Below are 16,774 nucleotides of genomic sequence, written 5' to 3'. Positions count from 1 at the left end.
GACGCGACGAAGGCCAACACGGGGGGAAGCGTCGGCGTCGCGGCGGGCGCGGGCGGTTCGACGAGGCTCGTCGGGGGCACGGCCCGTGCCGAGAAGGCGGCCAAGTCGACGGGCTGAGGGGTCGGCTCATCGGAGACGGTCACGTAGGTGTCGACGTAGGTGTCGATGGCGTAGGGGTCGATGGCGACCGGATCCGTCGGCATCGAGTCGACGACGCGCTCGGACGCGGTGACCGTGTCACGGCCGGGTGCTGGCTCGGCGGGTTCGATCGCGGGCACTGCTTCGGCTACGGCTACGGCGACGGCTTCGGTGACGGCTTCGGCGATCGTCGACCGCGGGCTGATCGCATGACCCTTCGGATCTGGTTCGGCAGGCGGGGCGGCCGCGACGATGTCGGCATCGGCCGTCCCCCCGGGAGCCACCGTCGACTCGCTGTCCGGTACCGATCCCGGTTCGTCGGACGGGTGATCCGTCTCGACGTCCCCGTCAGCGCGAACGTCCTCCGCGGGTTCGGCATCCTTCTCGGCGGTGACGTCCTTCTTGGGTTCGGCGTCCTTCCCGGGTTCGGCGTCCTTCTTGGGTTCGGCGCCCGTCGATGCCGAGTCCCGTGACCCGGCCCCTGCCGGACCCTCGGCACCCGAAGGCGACGTGGTGGCGCCGGGATCCGAGTCGGCTCCGGTGTCCGCCCCGGCCGCGCCGGCGCCGGCGAGCAACGCCGCCGAGACGCCTGCCGTGACGAGGCTGGCACTCACCCAGGCGGACAGCTGTTCCATGCACACCCCTCACGTCGGCACGTGAATTCCGCGCGCGCGGGTCAATCCTGACAGGCCCGCCGGCCCACAGGGCTAGTTTCGGGTGCCGAGTGTGCGCTCAGTTCGCGCACGTCACCGCATCGCAGAGTCCGTCTCGAGCAGCTGCGCCAGCCGGTAGTCGACCAACTCTCGCATCACCAGTGAGGTGTTGGTCTGGCGGACGCCTCGGATCTCGAGGATTTGACCTGCGATCCGATAGAGATCGTCGGCATCCCTGGCGACGACCTGCACGAGCAGGTCCGCGCCGCCGCTCAGCCCTAGCACCTCGACGACCTCGGGCACCTCGGCCAGTGCCGCCGACACCTCGGCGAGCAGCCGTTGCCTGACCCGGGTTCTGACGAATGCACGCATCGGATACCCGAGGAAGGTGGGGTTGATGCACCGGTCGTACGTGGCCAGTGCACGAGATTGCGTCCACTTGGCGAGCCGCGCCTGGACGGTGTTGCGGGATACCCCGACCTCGTCGGCCAGGGCGATGGTCGCCGCTCGTGGGTCACGGCGCAGCGCGAGCAGCAACTTGGCGTCCAAGGCGTCGGCGGTGTCCCTGGTTGGCAATGTGACCACCCTTCAAGCGTTGACATCGGTCGAATTCACGCATTCTGCCACGCCCCACGTCAGGCGATTGCGCATTTCTATCATCAGTGCTGCACTCGACGTGCACTATTGCACAGAGTCTTCCGTACTAGGAGCTGAGATGACGGCCCTTCACCCCGACGGCACCGCGGCCATCGCCGATGCGCCCGCCCTCGACGCCATTGCCTCGCGCGTGCTGTGGCTATCGACGGCGATGATTCATCACGCCAACCGGGTTCGGCCCAATCCCGACGGGCTCAAGGTCGGTGGCCACCAGGCGTCGTGCGCGTCGATGGTGTCGATCATGACCTCGCTCTACTTCGAGCAGCTCCGGGCCACCGACCGCGTGTCGGTCAAGCCACACGCGTCCCCCGTGCTGCACGCCATCAACTACCTGTTGGGTTCACTGGACGAGAAGTATCTGACGACGCTGCGGCAGTTCGGCGGCCTGCAGAGCTATCCAAGCCGCTCGAAGGACCCCGATCCGGTGGACTACTCGACGGGATCGGTGGGCATCGGTGCGACCGCTCCGATCTGGGGCGCCTTCGCGCGCCGCTATATCGAGTCGACCTTCGGTGGCGTCGGCACCGGGCGGCAGTACTCGTTGGTCGGCGACGCCGAGCTCGACGAGGGAGCGGTGTGGGAGGCCATTCTGGACCCGTCGGTGGCCGAGTTGGGCGAGATCGTCTGGATCATCGACATGAACCGGCAGTCGCTGGACCGCGTGGTGCCCAACATCGCGGCCGGGCGCCTGCAGGACATGTTCTCCGCCGCGGGCTGGCAGGTGATCGCCGTCAAGTTCGGCAAGCTGCTCGAGGAGCTGTTCGGGCGGCCGGGTGGTGAGCACCTGCAATCCCGCATCCTCGACATGCCCAACCCGGAGTATCAACGGCTGTTGCGGTGCAGCGCAGACGAGGTGCGCACGCGTCTGCCCGGCGACGGGGACGGTGCGGCCGAAGTCAGCGCGCTGATCGCCGACCTGGACGATGCGACCCTCCTCGCCGCCATCAGCAACCTCGGCGGACACGACATGGGGGCGCTGCGCGAGGCGTACGCGCAAATCGACGACACCAGGCCGACCGTCATCATTGCCTACACCATCAAGGGTTACGGCTTGCCGACGCAGGGGCATCCGCAGAATCACTCTTCACTGCTCACGGTGGAGCAATTCACGCAACTCGCAACGACTTTGGGGCAGGACGCCGACCAGCCATTCAGCCGGTTCGGCTCCGAGACCGCAGCGGGGGAGGTGTGCCGTCGAGCCGCCGAACGACTGGCCAGGGACCCGCAGAAGTCGATTGCGCCGCCGTCGGTGCCGGTCGACATCGGCCGTACCCCACCGGCGGTCTCGACCACTCAGACGGCGCTGGGCCGGACTCTGCTGGATCTCACGCGAGAGGCGCCCGACGTCGCGCGCCGCGTCATCACCGTCAGCCCCGACGTCAGTTCAAGCACCAACCTCGCAGGCTGGCTCAACAAGGTGGGAGTGTGGTCACCGACCGAGCGTCGCGACTGGTTCGACGACGACGCCGAGACGATCATGCATTGGCGTGAACGTCCCACCGGCCAGCACATGGAACTCGGCATCGCCGAGACCAACCTGGTCGGCCTGATCGGTGAACTCGGCGCGACGTGGAGCCGGTGGGGCCAGCCCCTGCTGCCGATTGGCGTGCTGTACGACCCGTTCGTCGAGCGGGCCCTTGAACCCTGGTCCTACGGCATCTACGCCGGCGGGCAGTCGATCCTCGTCGGCACCCCCGCCGGGGTGACGCTGGCCGCCGAGGGCGGAGCACACCAGTCCATCAAGACCCCCTCCATCGGACTCGAACAACCGGGCTGCACCAGCTACGAGCCTGCCTTTGCCGTTGAGGTGGAATGGACTCTGCTGCACTGTATCTCGCAGCTCGGGCGGCCCGACGGTGGGTCGTCGTACCTGCGGCTCTCCACGCGGCCGGTGCGGCAGGAACTCGCGGACCTCCCCACCGATCCGGCAGCCAGGGAGCGGCGCCGCCGTCACGTCGTGGCAGGCGCGTACACGCTGCGGTCCTGCCCGAAGCCCGCCGTGTCCATCGTCGGGATGGGAGCGATGATCACCGAAGCCATCGAGGCAGCAGACCGACTGGCGCAGATCGGGATTGACGCGGAAGTGGTGTGCGTGACGAGTCCCGGGCTGTTGTTCGACGCCATGCAGGGCCGCAGCGGTCTCGGTGATGCGTCGTCGTGGATCATCGACCAGATCTTCCCCGCCGAGCGCGCCGCACCCATGGTGACCGTCCTCGACGGGCATCCGCACACCCTGGCGTTCCTCGCCAACGTCAACCGGGTGCCTGCAAAGGCCCTGGGCGTCAGCAGGTTCGGTCAGGTGGGCTCGTTGGAGGCGGTGTATCGCTACCACGGCATCGACACCGACAGCATCGTCCGCGCTGCGCTGGACCTGACCGGCTAGGCGAGCAGCGCACGTACGGCGTTGGCGCTGTCGGCCAGCAGCGCCGCCGAGGCGAGGCTGGCCGCCTCACCGCAGTCCACCGCCCGCACGGCCTCCTTGGCGACGGGTATCGCTGGCGGTGTCACCGACAACGATTGCACGCCAAGGCCGATGAGTAGCGCGACGGCGCGCTCGTCGGCGGCGAACTCCCCGCACACCGAGACGGATGCCCGTCGGGCCGCACCTTCGCAGGTGGCGGCAATGAGCCTCAGCAGGCCAGGATCGAAGGTGTCACCGATCGCGGCGACGGCGTCGTTGTTGCGGTCGGCGGCGAGCGCGTACTGCGTGAGGTCGTTGGTTCCGATGCTGAAGAAGTCGACGTGGGGGGCGAACGCCGCTGCCTTGAGCGCGGCGGCGGGTACCTCGACCATCATGCCGACCTCGAGATCACGCGGCCGGGCGCGTCCCGTTCGTCCGATCGCCTCGTCGAGCATCCCTCGTGCAGCGAGCAATTCGTCCAGCGTGCTCACCATGGGGAACATGATGCTCACCGGGGTCTGGTGGGCCACCAGCGCCATCGCGAGAAGCTGGTCGGCCAACAATCCGCGATGCGCCAGCGACAGACGAATCCCGCGGACGCCGAGGAACGGGTTGACTTCGGCGGGTGTCGGTTGAAACTCCAACGGTTTGTCGCCGCCCACGTCGAGGGTGCGCAGCGTGACGCGTCGGCCATCGAGGGACTCCGCGATCTTGCGGTACACCGCGACCTGCTCCTCGACGTCGGGGGCGTCTGCGCGGTCCAGGAACAAGAACTCGGTCCGCACCAGACCCGCGTGATCGGCTCCGTTGCTCGCACCTGCCCTGGCGTCGTCGACCGAGCCGACGTTCGCCCCGACCGGGATGAGCAGGCCGTCGCGGGTCCTTGCGGGCTGGCCTGCGTTGGTCCGGGCCTGGCTCTGCCTGTGCGCCCATGCTGCGACCTTGTCGCGGATCCGTCGCTGGACCTGCTCCGGCGGGTCGACGACGAACTCACCGGTGCCGCCGTCCACCGCGACCGTGGTGCCGTCCACGACGTCGAGGATCGCCGCGCCGGCGCCGACGATCGTGGGAATTCCCTTGGCGCGCAGAAGGATCACGTTGTGTGCGTGTGGGCTTCCGAACGCCAGCAGGACCGCGACGACCTCGGCGGCGTCGAGTTCTGCCGCTTCGGCCGGGGTGAGGTCGGCCGCGATGAGCACGCCGCCGGGTTCGGCCGACGCAGCTCCACCGCGTCGGTGCGACCCGAGCATGGCCCGTAGCACCTGATCGCCCACGGCGGTGACGTCTTCGGCCCTGGCTCGCAGGTACGGGTCGGCCAGCGCGGTGAACTCGGCGGCCAATGCGGTGACTGCCGCCGACCATGCCATGGGTGCCGAGGCGTCCGCGTCGATCCGACGGCGGACGTCGTCGAGCAGTTCGGTGTCGTCGAGGAACAGGAGGTGGGCATCGAAGATCGCTGCCTCGGCGTCACCGACCTCACGCGACGTGCGGGTCCGCAACTGACTGATGTCGCGTCGGACGGTTGCGATGGCCTTGCCGAGCCGTCGCCACTCCACCGCGGGGGTCTCGGCGGGCGTGTCGGGGATGGCGATCAATCCGGTCCGCGCCGACCGGGCGGGTCCGATGCCGAGTCCGGGGGCGGCGCCGATCGGCGTTGGGTTCGCGACGGGGGTCGGCACCGGTGGACTGGTGGCGGTGGTGGATTCATCGAAGTTGCGCGCGGCCAGGGCGAGGACGTGGTCGAGGGTCTCGGCTGCCTGACTGCCAGAAACCCGGACCTCCACCTCGTCGCCGCATTGCACGCCGAGGGTGGCAATCTTCGAAAGGCTGCTTGCGCCAACCCATTCCGACTGCCTGGTGGCATTGCGGAGCAGGGCCCGAGCATCCCGTCGACGCACCTCCTGGACCAATCGGGCGGCGGGCCGCGCGTGCAGCCCATGTGGGTTGGCGACGACGAAGCTGCCCATCAGCTCATCACCGAGGGGTGCGCCGTCGCTGCTAGGGGCATCCGCAAGGACGGGGCCCAACTGGCTGACCTTGCCCGCCAGGGCACCACCCGCTTCGGCGACGACCTCGGCGACGTCGGCGCCGCTCGCCGCAGCGACGGCGGCGACGACCAATCCCTCGACCAGCGGTGCGGGGCACAGCACGACCCGCTGACGGAGGTCGTCGTCGATCAGCTCGAGGGCCAGTTCGGCGGAGAGCACCGCGCTGCCGAGGTCCATCAGCACCACGACCCCGGCGCCCTGGTCGGCTGCCGTGATGGCTTCGACGATCTGCGTGGCATCGGTGCCGAAGGTGGTGTCGTCCAGGCCGGCGGCCACCGTGATCTTGATCTGCTTGCCGTGCACCATCTCCTGTGCGAGTGCCACTGCGGCCCGCGCCAAGGCGCGGCTGTGGGACACGACGACGAGTCCGACGAGGGAGGCATTCACGGTCAGCTGCCTGCCACTGTTGCTGCGGCCGTGATCAGCATCGCGGCGGACGTGGCGCCGGGGTCCTGGTGGCCGACGCTGCGCTGCCCAAGATAGCTCGCCCTTCCCTTCCTGGCGATCATGGATTCCGTGGCGTCCCTGCCCTTCTCGGCGGCAACCGCGGCCTCGTCCAGGGCAGGTGCGAGGCCGGCGCCCGCGCCGATGGCGCCATCGAGTGCGTCCAGGGCGGGTGCCAGCGCGTCGAACATCGTCTTGTCGCCCGCCTCGGCGCGGCCGCGCTGGACCACACCGTCGACGCCTGCGCGCAGCGCTGCGGCGAACGTGGCTGGGTTCACGGCGGCCTCGGTGCCCAACGGCGTTGCCATGCGTAGGAAGAAGGTGCCGTACAGCGGGCCGCTCGCTCCGCCGACGGAGCTCACCAGCGTCATCCCGACCTTCTTGCACAGCGCGGCGGGATCGTCTGGCACGGCGTCGTCGAGCGCGGCGACGACCGCCGTCATGCCCCGGTCCATGTTGATGCCGTGATCGGCATCGCCCACGGCGGCGTCGAGGTCGGTGAGGAACTGCGCGTTCGCCGCGATCAAGCGCGCGAATTCGTGCAGCCAGTCGTTCAAGAAGGTGACGTCGATCGTGTGGTCGGCCATTCAGCATCCCTTCCGCAGCGCCGGGGTGTTCACGGGGTGATCCCAGAGTCGAAGGAGTTCGTCGTCGGCGTGCAACAAGGTCACCGAGCAGCCGGCCATGTCGAGGCTGGTGATGAAGGGCCCGACGAGCGACCGGGCGATGTTCACTCCCGATTTGTCCAGGATCGCAGCGACTTCCGCATACATGACGTAGAGCTCGATCAACGGCGTGGCGCCCATGCCGTTGACGAAGAGGATGGCTCCGTCGGTGCCGGTGAAGTCGAGATCGGACAGGATGGGTTCGAGCATCATCTCGGCGACTTCGCGCGCGGGCGCCAGCGCCAACCGCTCACGGCCCGGCTCACCGTGGATGCCGATTCCCATTTCCAGCTCGCCCTCGGGGAGGTCGAACGTCGGGTGCCCGACGGCGGGCACCGTGCAGGACGTGAGCGCCACGCCCATGCTTCGGGCGGCCGCGTTGACCCGGCGGGCGACGCCCGCGACGTCGGCCAGGCTGCGACCCTGGTCGGCAGCCGCGCCCGCCAGCTTTTCGACGAGCACGGTGGCTCCCACTCCGCGGCGACCCGCCGTGTAGGTGCTGTCCTGGACGGCAACGTCGTCGTCGACGATCACCGACTCCACGGTGATGCCCTCGGCGGCAGCGAGTTCGGCCGCCATCTCGAAGTTCATCACGTCGCCGGTGTAGTTCTTGACGATGTGCAGCACGCCCGCGCCGCCGTCGACGTTCTTCGTGGCCTCCAGCATCTGATCGGGCACCGGGGAGGTGAAGATCTCGCCAGCGCAAGCCGCGTCGAGCATGCCCGCTCCGACGAAACCGCCGTGCAGCGGCTCGTGTCCCGAACCCCCACCGGAGATCAGCCCCACCTTGTCCGTGACGGGGGTGTCGCCGCGGTAGATGATCTTGTTGAGGTGGTCGATTCTCAGTTCTGGATGCGCAATTGCCATGCCCCGCAATGCCTCCGAGACGACGTCGGCGGGATCGTTGATCAGCTTCTTCACGGTGCTTCTCCTCAAGCTGCGGTGGTGGTGGGCGACGGTGCGGTTGCGGCGTTGGGCTCGGATGTCAGTGTGCCCGCCGTGTCGGCGCGGGTCTTGGAGATGGCGACGTAGAGCAGCGCGGCCGTGACGCCTGCCAGCAACTCGGCGCCCACGTAGACCGGCAGTTGCTCCCACTTCACCGAACCGCCTGCCAACTGCTGCACCAGCATGGGGCCGAAGGTACGCGCGGGATTGATGGAGGCGCCGGTCGTCGGGGCCACGGGGATGATCGCGGCGAACACCACCAGACCGATTGCCACCCCGGCGAATCCGACCGAGGCCTTGCGGTGGATCACCCCGAAGACGGTGAACACGAGGATGAAGGTACCGACGAATTCGGCGAAGAACGCCTGGGGCGCCGCGACGCCGTCGGCGTAGGTGGCAACGCCGAGTCCGACGTCGCTCGCGGCGGAGCCGAGCACGCCGAGGATGGCACCCGCACCTGCGATGGCGCCCACGATCTGAGCTGCCATGTAGGCGGGCACCTGCGACCACGGGAACTTGCCGGTCACGGCCAGGCCCAGCGTGACGGCGGGGTTGATGTGGTTGCCCGAGATGTGCCCGAGCGCGTAGACGGTGGCCACCACGATGGTGGCGAACGCGAACGAGATCATGCCCAGATCGGCCATCGTGAACGGGGCGTCGCCGTTCACGATCATCGTTGCGGGCACTGCTCCCACGCCGATGAACACCAGGAACGCGGTGCCGATGGCCTCGGCGGCGAGTTTCTGAATGATCGAAGGTTCGTCCATGCTGGCTCTCCCTTGAGATTCGCGCGGGCCGGGGGTCCGTCGTTGTGGAGGTATCTGCGAATTGTGTCGTCGTTTGATCGACTATCTCGCATCACATTCGGCATTATCGAATGTGATCTGGACCATACGCTTATGCTTCGAGGCGCACAAGGATGAACTTTTCGCGGCAAGAAGGGCGGTGCGGAGTGATCCAGGCGGTCGATCGGGCCCTACGCATCCTCACGGTGCTGCAGGGTGGCCGTCGGATGAGTCTCGGCGAGATAGCGACGACGATCGACTTGGCCCCCTCGACGGTGCACGGCCTGATCCGAACCCTCCTGGCCCACGGCATGGTGCAACAGGAAATCGATTCGGGCCGTTACCGTCTCGGGCCTGCCACCCTGCGCATGGGCAACGTCTACCTCGACACGCTCGAGTTGCGATCCAGAGTCGCCATCTGGGCCGAGGGGCTGGCGCGCCGAACCGGCTGCGCGGTGCGCACCGCGGTGCTGCTGTTCGACGAGATCGTCGTGGTGGCCCACGAGCCGAGGCCCGACGGCACGCGGCAAATGCCCGAGGTCGGCATCGTGATTCCGGCCCACGCCAGCGCGCTCGGCAAGGCGTTGTTGGCGTTCACTCCCGAGCAGGAGCAGGGCGAACTACGGAGCATGACGGGGGAGACCATCACCGATCCTGCCGTGCTCGCCGCTCAGCTCAAGCAGATCAGGACCACCGGCATCGCCACCGAGGCCGAGGAAGCGGTGCTCGGTGAATGTGCAGCCGCCGCACCGGTGTTCGATTCATCTGGCGAACCGGCGGGAGCCATCGGGCTGGTGGTGCCCGCAGGACGGTGGCCCCTGGATTCCGACGCGGTCGACGCGTTGCGCGACACCGCACGCACGGTGTCCCGTGAGCTCGGTGCCCCCATCTGGCCGCCTAGAGAACGTCGATGATGTCGTTCTTCAACGCCTCGGCCTGCGTACCGAACACGGCCTGCACGCTGTTGCCGACCTCGATGACGCCCGCAGCACCGAGACTCTTCAGCCGAGCCTGATCGACCTTGCCTGGGTCGGCGACCTCCATGCGCAGTCGCGTGATGCAGGCATCGACGTTGACCAGGTTGGCCCGACCGCCGAATGCGGCGATCAGTTGCTCGGCCGTGCTGTCGGACGCGACGGCGGTGGGCGCGGCCACGGTGTCGGTAGCGGTACCGGACCCGCCTGCGCCAGGGGTCACGGCGGTGGCCGCGTCCGAGCCCTCGCCGAGGTTCGCCGTCTGCTCGGCGTCGAACTCGCTCTCCGGCTCCCGTCCCGGCGTGCGCATGTTCCACCTCGTGATCGCGAACCGGAACAGCAGATAGTAGACGATGAAGAACACGACGCCCATGCCGATGAGCAGCGGAATGTTCTTCGCCGCGGGCGCGGTGCCGTAAAGCAGTAGGTCGATGAGCCCCGCGGAGAACGAGAAGCCCAGGTGGATGTCGAGCAGGTAGGCGATCGCCAGGGATAGCCCAGTCAGTACCGCATGGATCACGTACAGCGGGAACGCGACGAACATGAATGCGAACTCGAGCGGTTCGGTCACCCCGGTCAGGAACGCGGTCAGCGCAGCCGCCGACAGGATGCCAACGGCCACCTTGCGCTGCTTCTTGTTGGCGACGTGGATCATCGCCAGGGCGGCGGCGGGCAGACCGAACATCAGGATCGGGTAGAAGCCCGAGGTGAGCAGCCCGGCCGACGGGTCCCCGGCCGCGAACCGAGTGAGCTCACCGGTGACGACGGCGCCGTCGGGGCCCTGATAGTCGCCGTAGATGAACCAGACGAACGAATTCACGATGTGATGCAGACCGAGCGGGATCAGCATGCGGTTGGCGAACCCGTAGATGAACGCTCCGATTGCTCCCGACCCGCCGATGAACTGGCCGAGCCCGGTCAACCCGGCGTCGAAGAGTGGATAGAGGTAGCTCATCACGAACGCTAGGAACAGGCAGGCCAGCGACACCACGATCGGGACGAACCGGCGACCGCCGAAGAAGCCGAGATAGGCAGGCAACTTGATGGTGTGATACCGGTCGAACAGCCATGCGGTGAGTAGGCCGACCACGATTCCGGCGAACACGCTGTAGTTGATCTGGGCCTGTTCGCCCGCCTTGTCCACCTCACCCGCCAAGACGATCGGCGACATCGACTTGAACACGGCCTGCACGACGAGGTAGCCGACGACGGCGGCCAGCGCCGTCGAACCGTCCGCCTTCCTGGCGAAACCGATGGCGACGCCGACGGCGAACAACAGCGGAAGGTTGCTGAAAATGGCGTCGCCCGCGGCGCTCATGGCCTGGAAGAACGGACCGATGACCGGAGCCTTGATCCTGCCGAGCAGATCGTCCTGGCCGAGGCGCAGAAGGATTCCCGCCGCGGGCAGCACCGCGATGGGCAGCATGAGGCTCTTGCCCAATCGTTGCAACTGCGCGAAGCCCGGTATTCTCATGCCCGACTTCCTTTGCGCCCCTGCAGGTTCCGTTGTCTCAGTCATGTCAGAGTGCTCTCCTTCTCCGCAACCGTCGACCGCCGCCTAACGTGTGCGGAAGCTTAGACGAGAACCGGTGAACTCGAGACCCTGTTGCGGGCACGCTCGTATTGTTGGTCGGACCCATCGGACAGAAGCGCATTCACGTAGCAGATAATTCACGCAGCACAACGAGTAGGGAGTCACCGCCAGTGAGCACGACGCAAGTCCTCGCCCCGGTTGCAGGCCGCGCGGTTCCCCTCCAGGACGTTCCAGACCCAGTGTTCTCCCAGGGCATGGTGGGCTACGGCGCTGCCATCGACCCACCGCGGGGCGTCGTCGACGCCGTCGCCCCGGTCAGTGGAAAGCTGCTGAGGCTGATGCCCCACGCGTACGTCATCATGACCCCGGACAACGTCGGCGTCCTCGTCCACCTCGGTCTTGACACCGTCGCGCTGAACGGCGAGGGGTTCGTCACGCACGTCAACCAGGGCGACGACGTCAGTGCGGGGCAGGTCATCATCACCTATGACGTTCCCGCCGTGGCGGCGAAGGGGCTCAATCCGATCGTGCCGGTGGTGGTGATGGACGAGCGGGAAGCCGACAACGTGGTGCCCTCCGAAGCGGTGTTGGAGGGCGCGGAAATCTCCTCCGGAGCAGACCTTTTCACCGCGAGGAAGTAGGCGATGGAAGTCGTCGTCCTCAGCGATGCCAAGGAGATCGGCGGGACCGCTGCCGATGCGATCGGCGCCCTGCTGACCCGAAAGCCGGCTGCGGTCCTTGGTCTTGCGACGGGTTCGTCCCCACTCGCGATCTACGACGAGCTGGCCGCACGGTGCGGCGAGGGGCTCCTCTCGTTCGCGCAGGCCCGCGGCTTCACCCTCGACGAGTACGTCGGGCTGCCAGCCGATCATCCGGAGCGGTACCGCAACGTCATCGACACGGTGTTCGTCTCGCGCGTCGACTTCGCGCCGGGGGCGGTGCAGGGTCCTGACGGTGGCGCCGCCGACATCCCCGCGGCCTGCATGGCCTTCGAGGCGGCCATCCGCGAAGCGGGTGGCGTCGACCTGCAGATCCTTGGGATCGGCACCGACGGGCACATTGCCTTCAACGAGCCGGGGTCCTCGCTGGCATCGCGAACCCGCATCAAGACGCTGACCAGGCAGACGCGGATCGACAACGCCCGTTTCTTCGACGACGACGTCGACTCGGTGCCCACCCACTGCCTGACCCAGGGATTGGCCACCATCATGGAGGCCCGCCACGTGGTCCTGGTCGCGACCGGGCGGAGCAAGGCCGAAGCCGTGCATCAGTTGGTGGAGGGCCCGGTGAGCGCCATGTGGCCTGCGACCATCCTGCAGCACCACCCCCACGTGACGGTGCTACTCGACGACGGCGCCGCGCGGCGCCTGCAGCTCGTCGACTACTACCGAGAGACCTACCGCGCCAAGCCGGACTGGCAGGGCATCTGAGTGTTGTTGACCGCTGACACCCTGCTCACGGGCGCAGAACTGTTGCGCCCCGGGTGGATCGAGGTGTCCGACGGTCTGGTGCATGCCGTCGGCGGTGGTCTGCCGCCCCGGCAGGCGGACCGCGATCTCGGTGCGGCCACCGTGGTGCCCGGTTTCGTCGACACCCACCTGCACGGTGGCGGCGGAGCGAACTTCACCGCCGCAACCGACGCCGAGACGGCCACCGCCGTCGACCTCCACCGCAGGCACGGGTCGACGTCGCTGGTGGCGTCACTGGTCACCGCAGGCCCGAACGAATTGCTGCGCCAGGTGCGCGGATTGGCCGACGACGTCCGAGCAGGCAGGCTCGACGGCATCCACCTCGAAGGCCCCTGGCTGTCCACGAAGCGGTGTGGCGCTCACCAGTCCGACCTGATGCGCGACCCCGACCACGCCGAGATCGACCGCGTGCTCGAAGCGGGTGACGGAACCATCAGAATGGTGACCATCGCGCCCGAACGCGACGGCGCTCTCGCGGCGATCACGCAGTTCGTCGAGGCGGGCGTGGTGGTCGCCGTCGGTCACACCGAGGCGAGCTATGAGCAGACGTGGGCGGCGATCGACGCGGGTGCGACGGTGGCCACCCATCTGTTCAACGCGATGCGCCCGATCAACCACCGCGAGCCGGGGCCCATCGTCGCGCTCCTCGAAGATCCAAGGGTGACAGTCGAATTGATCACCGATGGGGTACACGTGGCCCCCGCCATCTATCGGCACGCCACTCGCAATGCGGGACCGGACCGGGTGTCGTTGGTGACCGATGCGATGGCAGCCACTGGCATGGCCGACGGGGTCTATCACCTCGGTCCCCTTGCGGTCGACGTCGTCGACGGTGTGGCCCGGGTGGCGGGCAGCGATACGATCGCGGGCAGCACCGCCACCATGGACCGGGTGTTCGGGTTCGCCGTCGAGCACGGCGGGGTGCCGCCTGACGAGGCGTTGATGGTCGCCGTCCGCCAAGCCTCGATCAACCCGGCTCGGGCGCTGGGAATGGCCGATGCCGGCCTGGTGCCCGGCACCCGCGCCGACCTGGTGGTGCTCGGTCCCGAACTGTCCGTGAAAGGCGTCATGCGCCAAGGGCAGTGGATCGTCGAGCCCTGAAATTGCCGATAGGTCAGTCTGGTTCGACGGGCCGCAACGCGCCGGGCAGCTCGACGTGTGCGTCCGCCTCGTCGAACATGCCGCGGGCGAACTCGTACCAGAGTTGCCGCATCGGAGGACCGTACGTGGCGATGGCGGATTCGGACCCGGTGCCGAGCATCGGCGACTGCGCCCAGTCGCGATAGGAACCCAGCAGGAAGGGCAGCTCGATGCAGTGGCACGCCCCGAAGGGACTGCCCGTAGGTCGCCAGTCGAACTGGTAGGTCATTGCGTGGCCACCGCTACGCCGGTGGTGCCTGGCGAATGCCGTTGCAGGACGGCCGAACAAGCGCTGGGTCACCAGCCGGGCCAAGGGCCGGGTCGCAACGGATCCGACCATCGGCGCTCCGAGAAGCGGCGCCACCCGCGGACTGAGCTTGAGGAACGGCAGGGCGTCCTCGGCGGTGATACCGATCATGATCGGTAGGCGACGTGCGACCTCGCTGCGGCGTGCCTCGACCTGGTCGTCGGCGGGCAGCGGATGGTGACCGGTCTGCGGCCCGAACGGCATCTGCGCCAACGCGCCGAATGCCGTGGCCGCCAAGGCGGCCGCTGTCTGCGCGGCCAACAGGTCCTCGACGCTGGCGGTGGCCGCGTCGGGGCCGAGCGCATCACGTGCGGCGGCGGCCATCGCGGTGCTCATCTCGGTGCGGTTGCGTTGCACGCCGAGGGGCGCGCTCTGCAGGATCGCCCGTCGGATCAGATTCTCGGCGCCGTCGGCGATCATCAGGTAGGACACCGAATCGGCGCCTGCGGACTGACCGAACGCGGTGACGTTGGCGGGGTCTCCGCCGAAGCCGGCGATGTTGTCCCGAATCCATCGCAGCGCGGAAATCTGGTCGAGCAGGCCGAGGTTGGCCGGTGCCACCTCGTCGATCCCGAGGTACCCGAGGATACCGAGCCGGTAGTTGACGGTGACGGTGACGACGTCGCCCTCGAGTGCCATGGCCGACATGTCGTAGGCCGGTGCCTGGCCGCTGCCCGTGACGTAGGCGCCGCCGTGGAAGTAGACCATCACCGGCCTGGATTCGCCGTCGGGGACCGGAGCGACGATGGCAAGCGTCAGGCAATCCTCGTCCGCCGTGAGCTCGCCGAGGAGTGACCCGACGACGAACTCGAGTCGGGACGGCGGCTGCGGGCACATCGCTCCGCGTTCGGTCGCGTCGGTGACGGCACCTCCGGAGATCGATCCGTCGGATACCGGTCGGCACGGCTCGAAGCGGCGCGCGGTGGCATAGCGAAGGCCGAGCGCCCGGATCAGCGGGCCGTCTCGCCGGACCCGGACCCGGCAGCCGGGCAGGTCCAGCACGTCGTCTTGGTCGATGGCCACGACTGACATTATGGGTTCCTCTGGCGCATCGGCGGCGCGGTCGTAACATCGCCACACATGGACGGCACCGCGATGACGAGCGGACACGTAGTTCTCGCCGAGGTCGACGGCGGGTCCTACCGGTCGCTGCGACAGCGACCGGTGACCCGTGCCGAGCGCTACGCCCTCGGGAAGAGCCTGCGCAAGCGGGTGCCCCGCAGTTCCCTGGCCAGCTGGACGGCGCCGTCGGATCGGCCCGACCCCGTCGACCTGATCAACGCCAGCCACCGGGGGAGGGTCGACCGCCTGATCCCCATCCGGGTGGGCCGCATGATCGATTCGCCCTACGGGTTTCTGCGCGGTAGTGCCGTCGTGATGGCGGAGGACGTGGCCCGACTGCCGTCGACGGGCATCACTCCCGTCGTGTGCGGAGACTCGCACTTCGGCAACTTCGGGTTCTACGCGTCACCCGAGCAGGACCTGGTGATCGACCTCAACGACTTCGATGAGGCGCACCCCGGTGGCTGGGAGTGGGATCTGCGCCGGCTGGCCGCCAGCATCTGGGTCGCGGGCCGCCACAACGGCACCTCCGAGGGCCACTGCGGTGACGCCGTGCAGTCCTGCGTCGCGTCCTACCGTCACGAGCTACGCAGGCTGGCTGACCTCCCGCTCTTCACCCGGTCCTTCGTGCGCCTTGACGTGGACCGGTTGGCGGCCGAGTCGGCGGGTCCCCTCCAGGAAGAGGTCGCGCGATCCGCGAAGCGCGCGCGGCACCGCACGGGCGACCGAGCGCTGCCCCGCTTCACCCACGAGGTCGACGGCGTGCGGAAGATCGTCGAGGAACCACCGCTGATCACCCGGCCGACCGCGCAGGAGGCGGAGTCGCTCGCAGAGGCGCTCGACGCGTACCTGGACACGTTGCCCCCCTACTGGCGGCGGGTGCTCGGCGGGTACACGCTTCTCGACGTCGCGCACAAGGTGGTCGGGGTCGGTAGCGTCGGATTACGCGCCTACGTGGCGCTGCTGGAGGGGTCCTCGGCCGAGGACGTCGTCTTCCTGCAACTCAAGCAGGCTCGGCGGTCGGTACTGGCGCGCCACGTTCACGGCGAGTCGGCCTGGCACGCCCATCAGGGGCAGCGGGTGGTGGAGTACCAGCAGTCGCTGCAGACCGTGAGCGATCCCCTGCTCGGCTGGACCACCATGGACGGCCTGCAGTACTACGTGCGGCAGTTCCGGAACATGAAGGGCCGCATCCCGCTCGACGCGATCGACGCCTCAGCGCTGGCCGACTACGCGGGCGTGGTCGGCCAGCTCCTGGCCAAGGGCCACGCCAGGACCAGCGGCGCGTCGATGATCGCCGGCTACATGGGCGGTTCCGACAAGGTGGACCGGGCGCTCGGCACGTTCGCGAGGCACTACGCCGACCAGACCGAGGCCGACCACGCCACCATGGTCGCCGCCGTCGATCGCGGGCTGTTGCCGGTCGAACGGGGGATCTAGGCAAGCCGCCCCTTGGGTGTCGGCCGGTGAGTTGCTGTCGATTGGCTGAATCGTCTCACACGTGGAATCAAGCCTCGTCCCAACGTGTTTGAATGATCGGGACGAAACGAAC

Annotated in this window: 13 protein-coding genes and 1 pseudogene; 6 read left to right on the top strand and 8 right to left on the bottom strand. The window is 68.2% G+C overall.

Annotation, left to right across the window (positions count from 1 at the left end):
* Both ABW137_RS08200 and ABW137_RS08195 read right to left on the bottom strand, forming a co-directional pair.
* Positions 1–773: pseudogene (locus ABW137_RS08200) on the bottom strand (hypothetical protein); the annotation flags it as partial.
* A gap of 111 nt (positions 774–884) precedes the next feature.
* A complete protein-coding gene (locus ABW137_RS08195) occupies positions 885–1,367 on the bottom strand; it encodes an Lrp/AsnC family transcriptional regulator (RefSeq protein ID WP_526398724.1) in 483 nt (160 codons plus the stop codon).
* Between the two features lie 139 nt (positions 1,368–1,506).
* Between ABW137_RS08195 and ABW137_RS08190 the strand changes: the two genes are divergently transcribed.
* Entirely contained in the window at positions 1,507–3,831 is a 2,325-nt protein-coding gene (locus tag ABW137_RS08190) for a thiamine pyrophosphate-binding protein (RefSeq protein ID WP_526398716.1), read from the top strand.
* On the opposite strand, the gene ptsP is transcribed toward ABW137_RS08190, so the two are convergent.
* Genes ptsP through ABW137_RS08170 form a run of 4 tightly spaced genes read right to left on the bottom strand, consistent with a single transcriptional unit; the run spans position 3,828 to position 8,718 of the window.
* On the bottom strand, positions 3,828–6,284 hold the full coding sequence (gene ptsP, locus ABW137_RS08185; RefSeq protein ID WP_526398714.1) for a phosphoenolpyruvate--protein phosphotransferase: 2,457 nt from the start codon (positions 6,282–6,284) through the stop codon (positions 3,828–3,830). The genes ABW137_RS08190 and ptsP overlap by 4 nt on opposite strands.
* A gap of 2 nt (positions 6,285–6,286) precedes the next feature.
* Positions 6,287–6,928 carry a dihydroxyacetone kinase subunit DhaL gene (gene dhaL / locus ABW137_RS08180; protein WP_526398712.1) on the bottom strand — a complete coding sequence of 214 codons (642 nt, stop codon included), beginning with the start codon at positions 6,926–6,928 and terminating at the stop codon, positions 6,287–6,289.
* On the bottom strand, positions 6,929–7,927 hold the full coding sequence (gene dhaK / locus ABW137_RS08175; protein ID WP_526398710.1) for a dihydroxyacetone kinase subunit DhaK: 999 nt from the start codon (positions 7,925–7,927) through the stop codon (positions 6,929–6,931).
* A gap of 11 nt (positions 7,928–7,938) precedes the next feature.
* Positions 7,939–8,718, bottom strand: a complete 780-nt coding sequence (locus ABW137_RS08170; RefSeq protein ID WP_526398708.1) for an MIP/aquaporin family protein — start codon at positions 8,716–8,718, stop codon at positions 7,939–7,941.
* Between the two features lie 185 nt (positions 8,719–8,903).
* Here ABW137_RS08170 and ABW137_RS08165 point away from each other — a divergent pair, with 185 nt between their 5' ends.
* A complete protein-coding gene (locus ABW137_RS08165) occupies positions 8,904–9,650 on the top strand; it encodes an IclR family transcriptional regulator (RefSeq protein WP_526398706.1) in 747 nt (248 codons plus the stop codon).
* Here the strand turns inward: ABW137_RS08165 and ABW137_RS08160 are convergent.
* Entirely contained in the window at positions 9,634–11,229 is a 1,596-nt protein-coding gene (locus ABW137_RS08160; RefSeq protein WP_526398704.1) for a PTS transporter subunit EIIC, read from the bottom strand. The two genes, ABW137_RS08165 and ABW137_RS08160, sit on opposite strands and share 17 nt — an antisense overlap.
* A gap of 185 nt (positions 11,230–11,414) precedes the next feature.
* Here ABW137_RS08160 and ABW137_RS08155 point away from each other — a divergent pair, with 185 nt between their 5' ends.
* The 3 genes from ABW137_RS08155 to nagA are packed head-to-tail and all read left to right on the top strand — an operon-like array spanning position 11,415 to position 13,814.
* Positions 11,415–11,885 (top strand): PTS sugar transporter subunit IIA, encoded by a 471-nt coding sequence (locus ABW137_RS08155; protein WP_526398702.1) that lies wholly within the window; start codon positions 11,415–11,417, stop codon positions 11,883–11,885.
* Positions 11,886–11,888: 3 nt separating this feature from the next.
* Entirely contained in the window at positions 11,889–12,674 is a 786-nt protein-coding gene (gene nagB, locus ABW137_RS08150; RefSeq protein ID WP_526398700.1) for a glucosamine-6-phosphate deaminase, read from the top strand.
* Positions 12,675–13,814 (top strand): N-acetylglucosamine-6-phosphate deacetylase, encoded by a 1,140-nt coding sequence (gene nagA, locus ABW137_RS08145; protein ID WP_526398698.1) that lies wholly within the window; start codon positions 12,675–12,677, stop codon positions 13,812–13,814.
* Positions 13,815–13,827: 13 nt separating this feature from the next.
* Here nagA and ABW137_RS08140 read toward each other — a convergent pair whose 3' ends face one another.
* Positions 13,828–15,183 (bottom strand): carboxylesterase family protein, encoded by a 1,356-nt coding sequence (locus ABW137_RS08140; RefSeq protein ID WP_526398696.1) that lies wholly within the window; start codon positions 15,181–15,183, stop codon positions 13,828–13,830.
* Between the two features lie 57 nt (positions 15,184–15,240).
* Here ABW137_RS08140 and ABW137_RS08135 point away from each other — a divergent pair, with 57 nt between their 5' ends.
* The gene (locus ABW137_RS08135) at positions 15,241–16,662 is read left to right on the top strand and encodes a DUF2252 domain-containing protein (protein WP_526398694.1); all 1,422 of its coding nucleotides are present in this window, start codon (positions 15,241–15,243) and stop codon (positions 16,660–16,662) included.
* Positions 16,663–16,774: the final 112 nt, after the last annotated feature.

It is taken from the genome of Mycobacterium sp. (assembly GCF_040509115.1).
Lineage (GTDB): Bacteria > Actinomycetota > Actinomycetes > Mycobacteriales > Mycobacteriaceae > Mycobacterium.
Note: the sequence above shows the minus strand (reverse complement) of the source record. Positions and strands in the feature narration are given on the sequence as shown.

Coding starts and splice junctions, on each gene's coding strand:
- ABW137_RS08190 (WP_526398716.1), top strand. CDS start 1,507: ATGACGGCCCTTCACCCCGACGGCACCGCGGCCATCGCCGATGCGCCC.
- dhaL (WP_526398712.1), bottom strand. CDS start 6,928: ATGGCCGACCACACGATCGACGTCACCTTCTTGAACGACTGGCTGCAC.
- ABW137_RS08170 (WP_526398708.1), bottom strand. CDS start 8,718: ATGGACGAACCTTCGATCATTCAGAAACTCGCCGCCGAGGCCATCGGC.
- ABW137_RS08160 (WP_526398704.1), bottom strand. CDS start 11,229: ATGACTGAGACAACGGAACCTGCAGGGGCGCAAAGGAAGTCGGGCATG.
- nagB (WP_526398700.1), top strand. CDS start 11,889: ATGGAAGTCGTCGTCCTCAGCGATGCCAAGGAGATCGGCGGGACCGCT.
- ABW137_RS08135 (WP_526398694.1), top strand. CDS start 15,241: ATGGACGGCACCGCGATGACGAGCGGACACGTAGTTCTCGCCGAGGTC.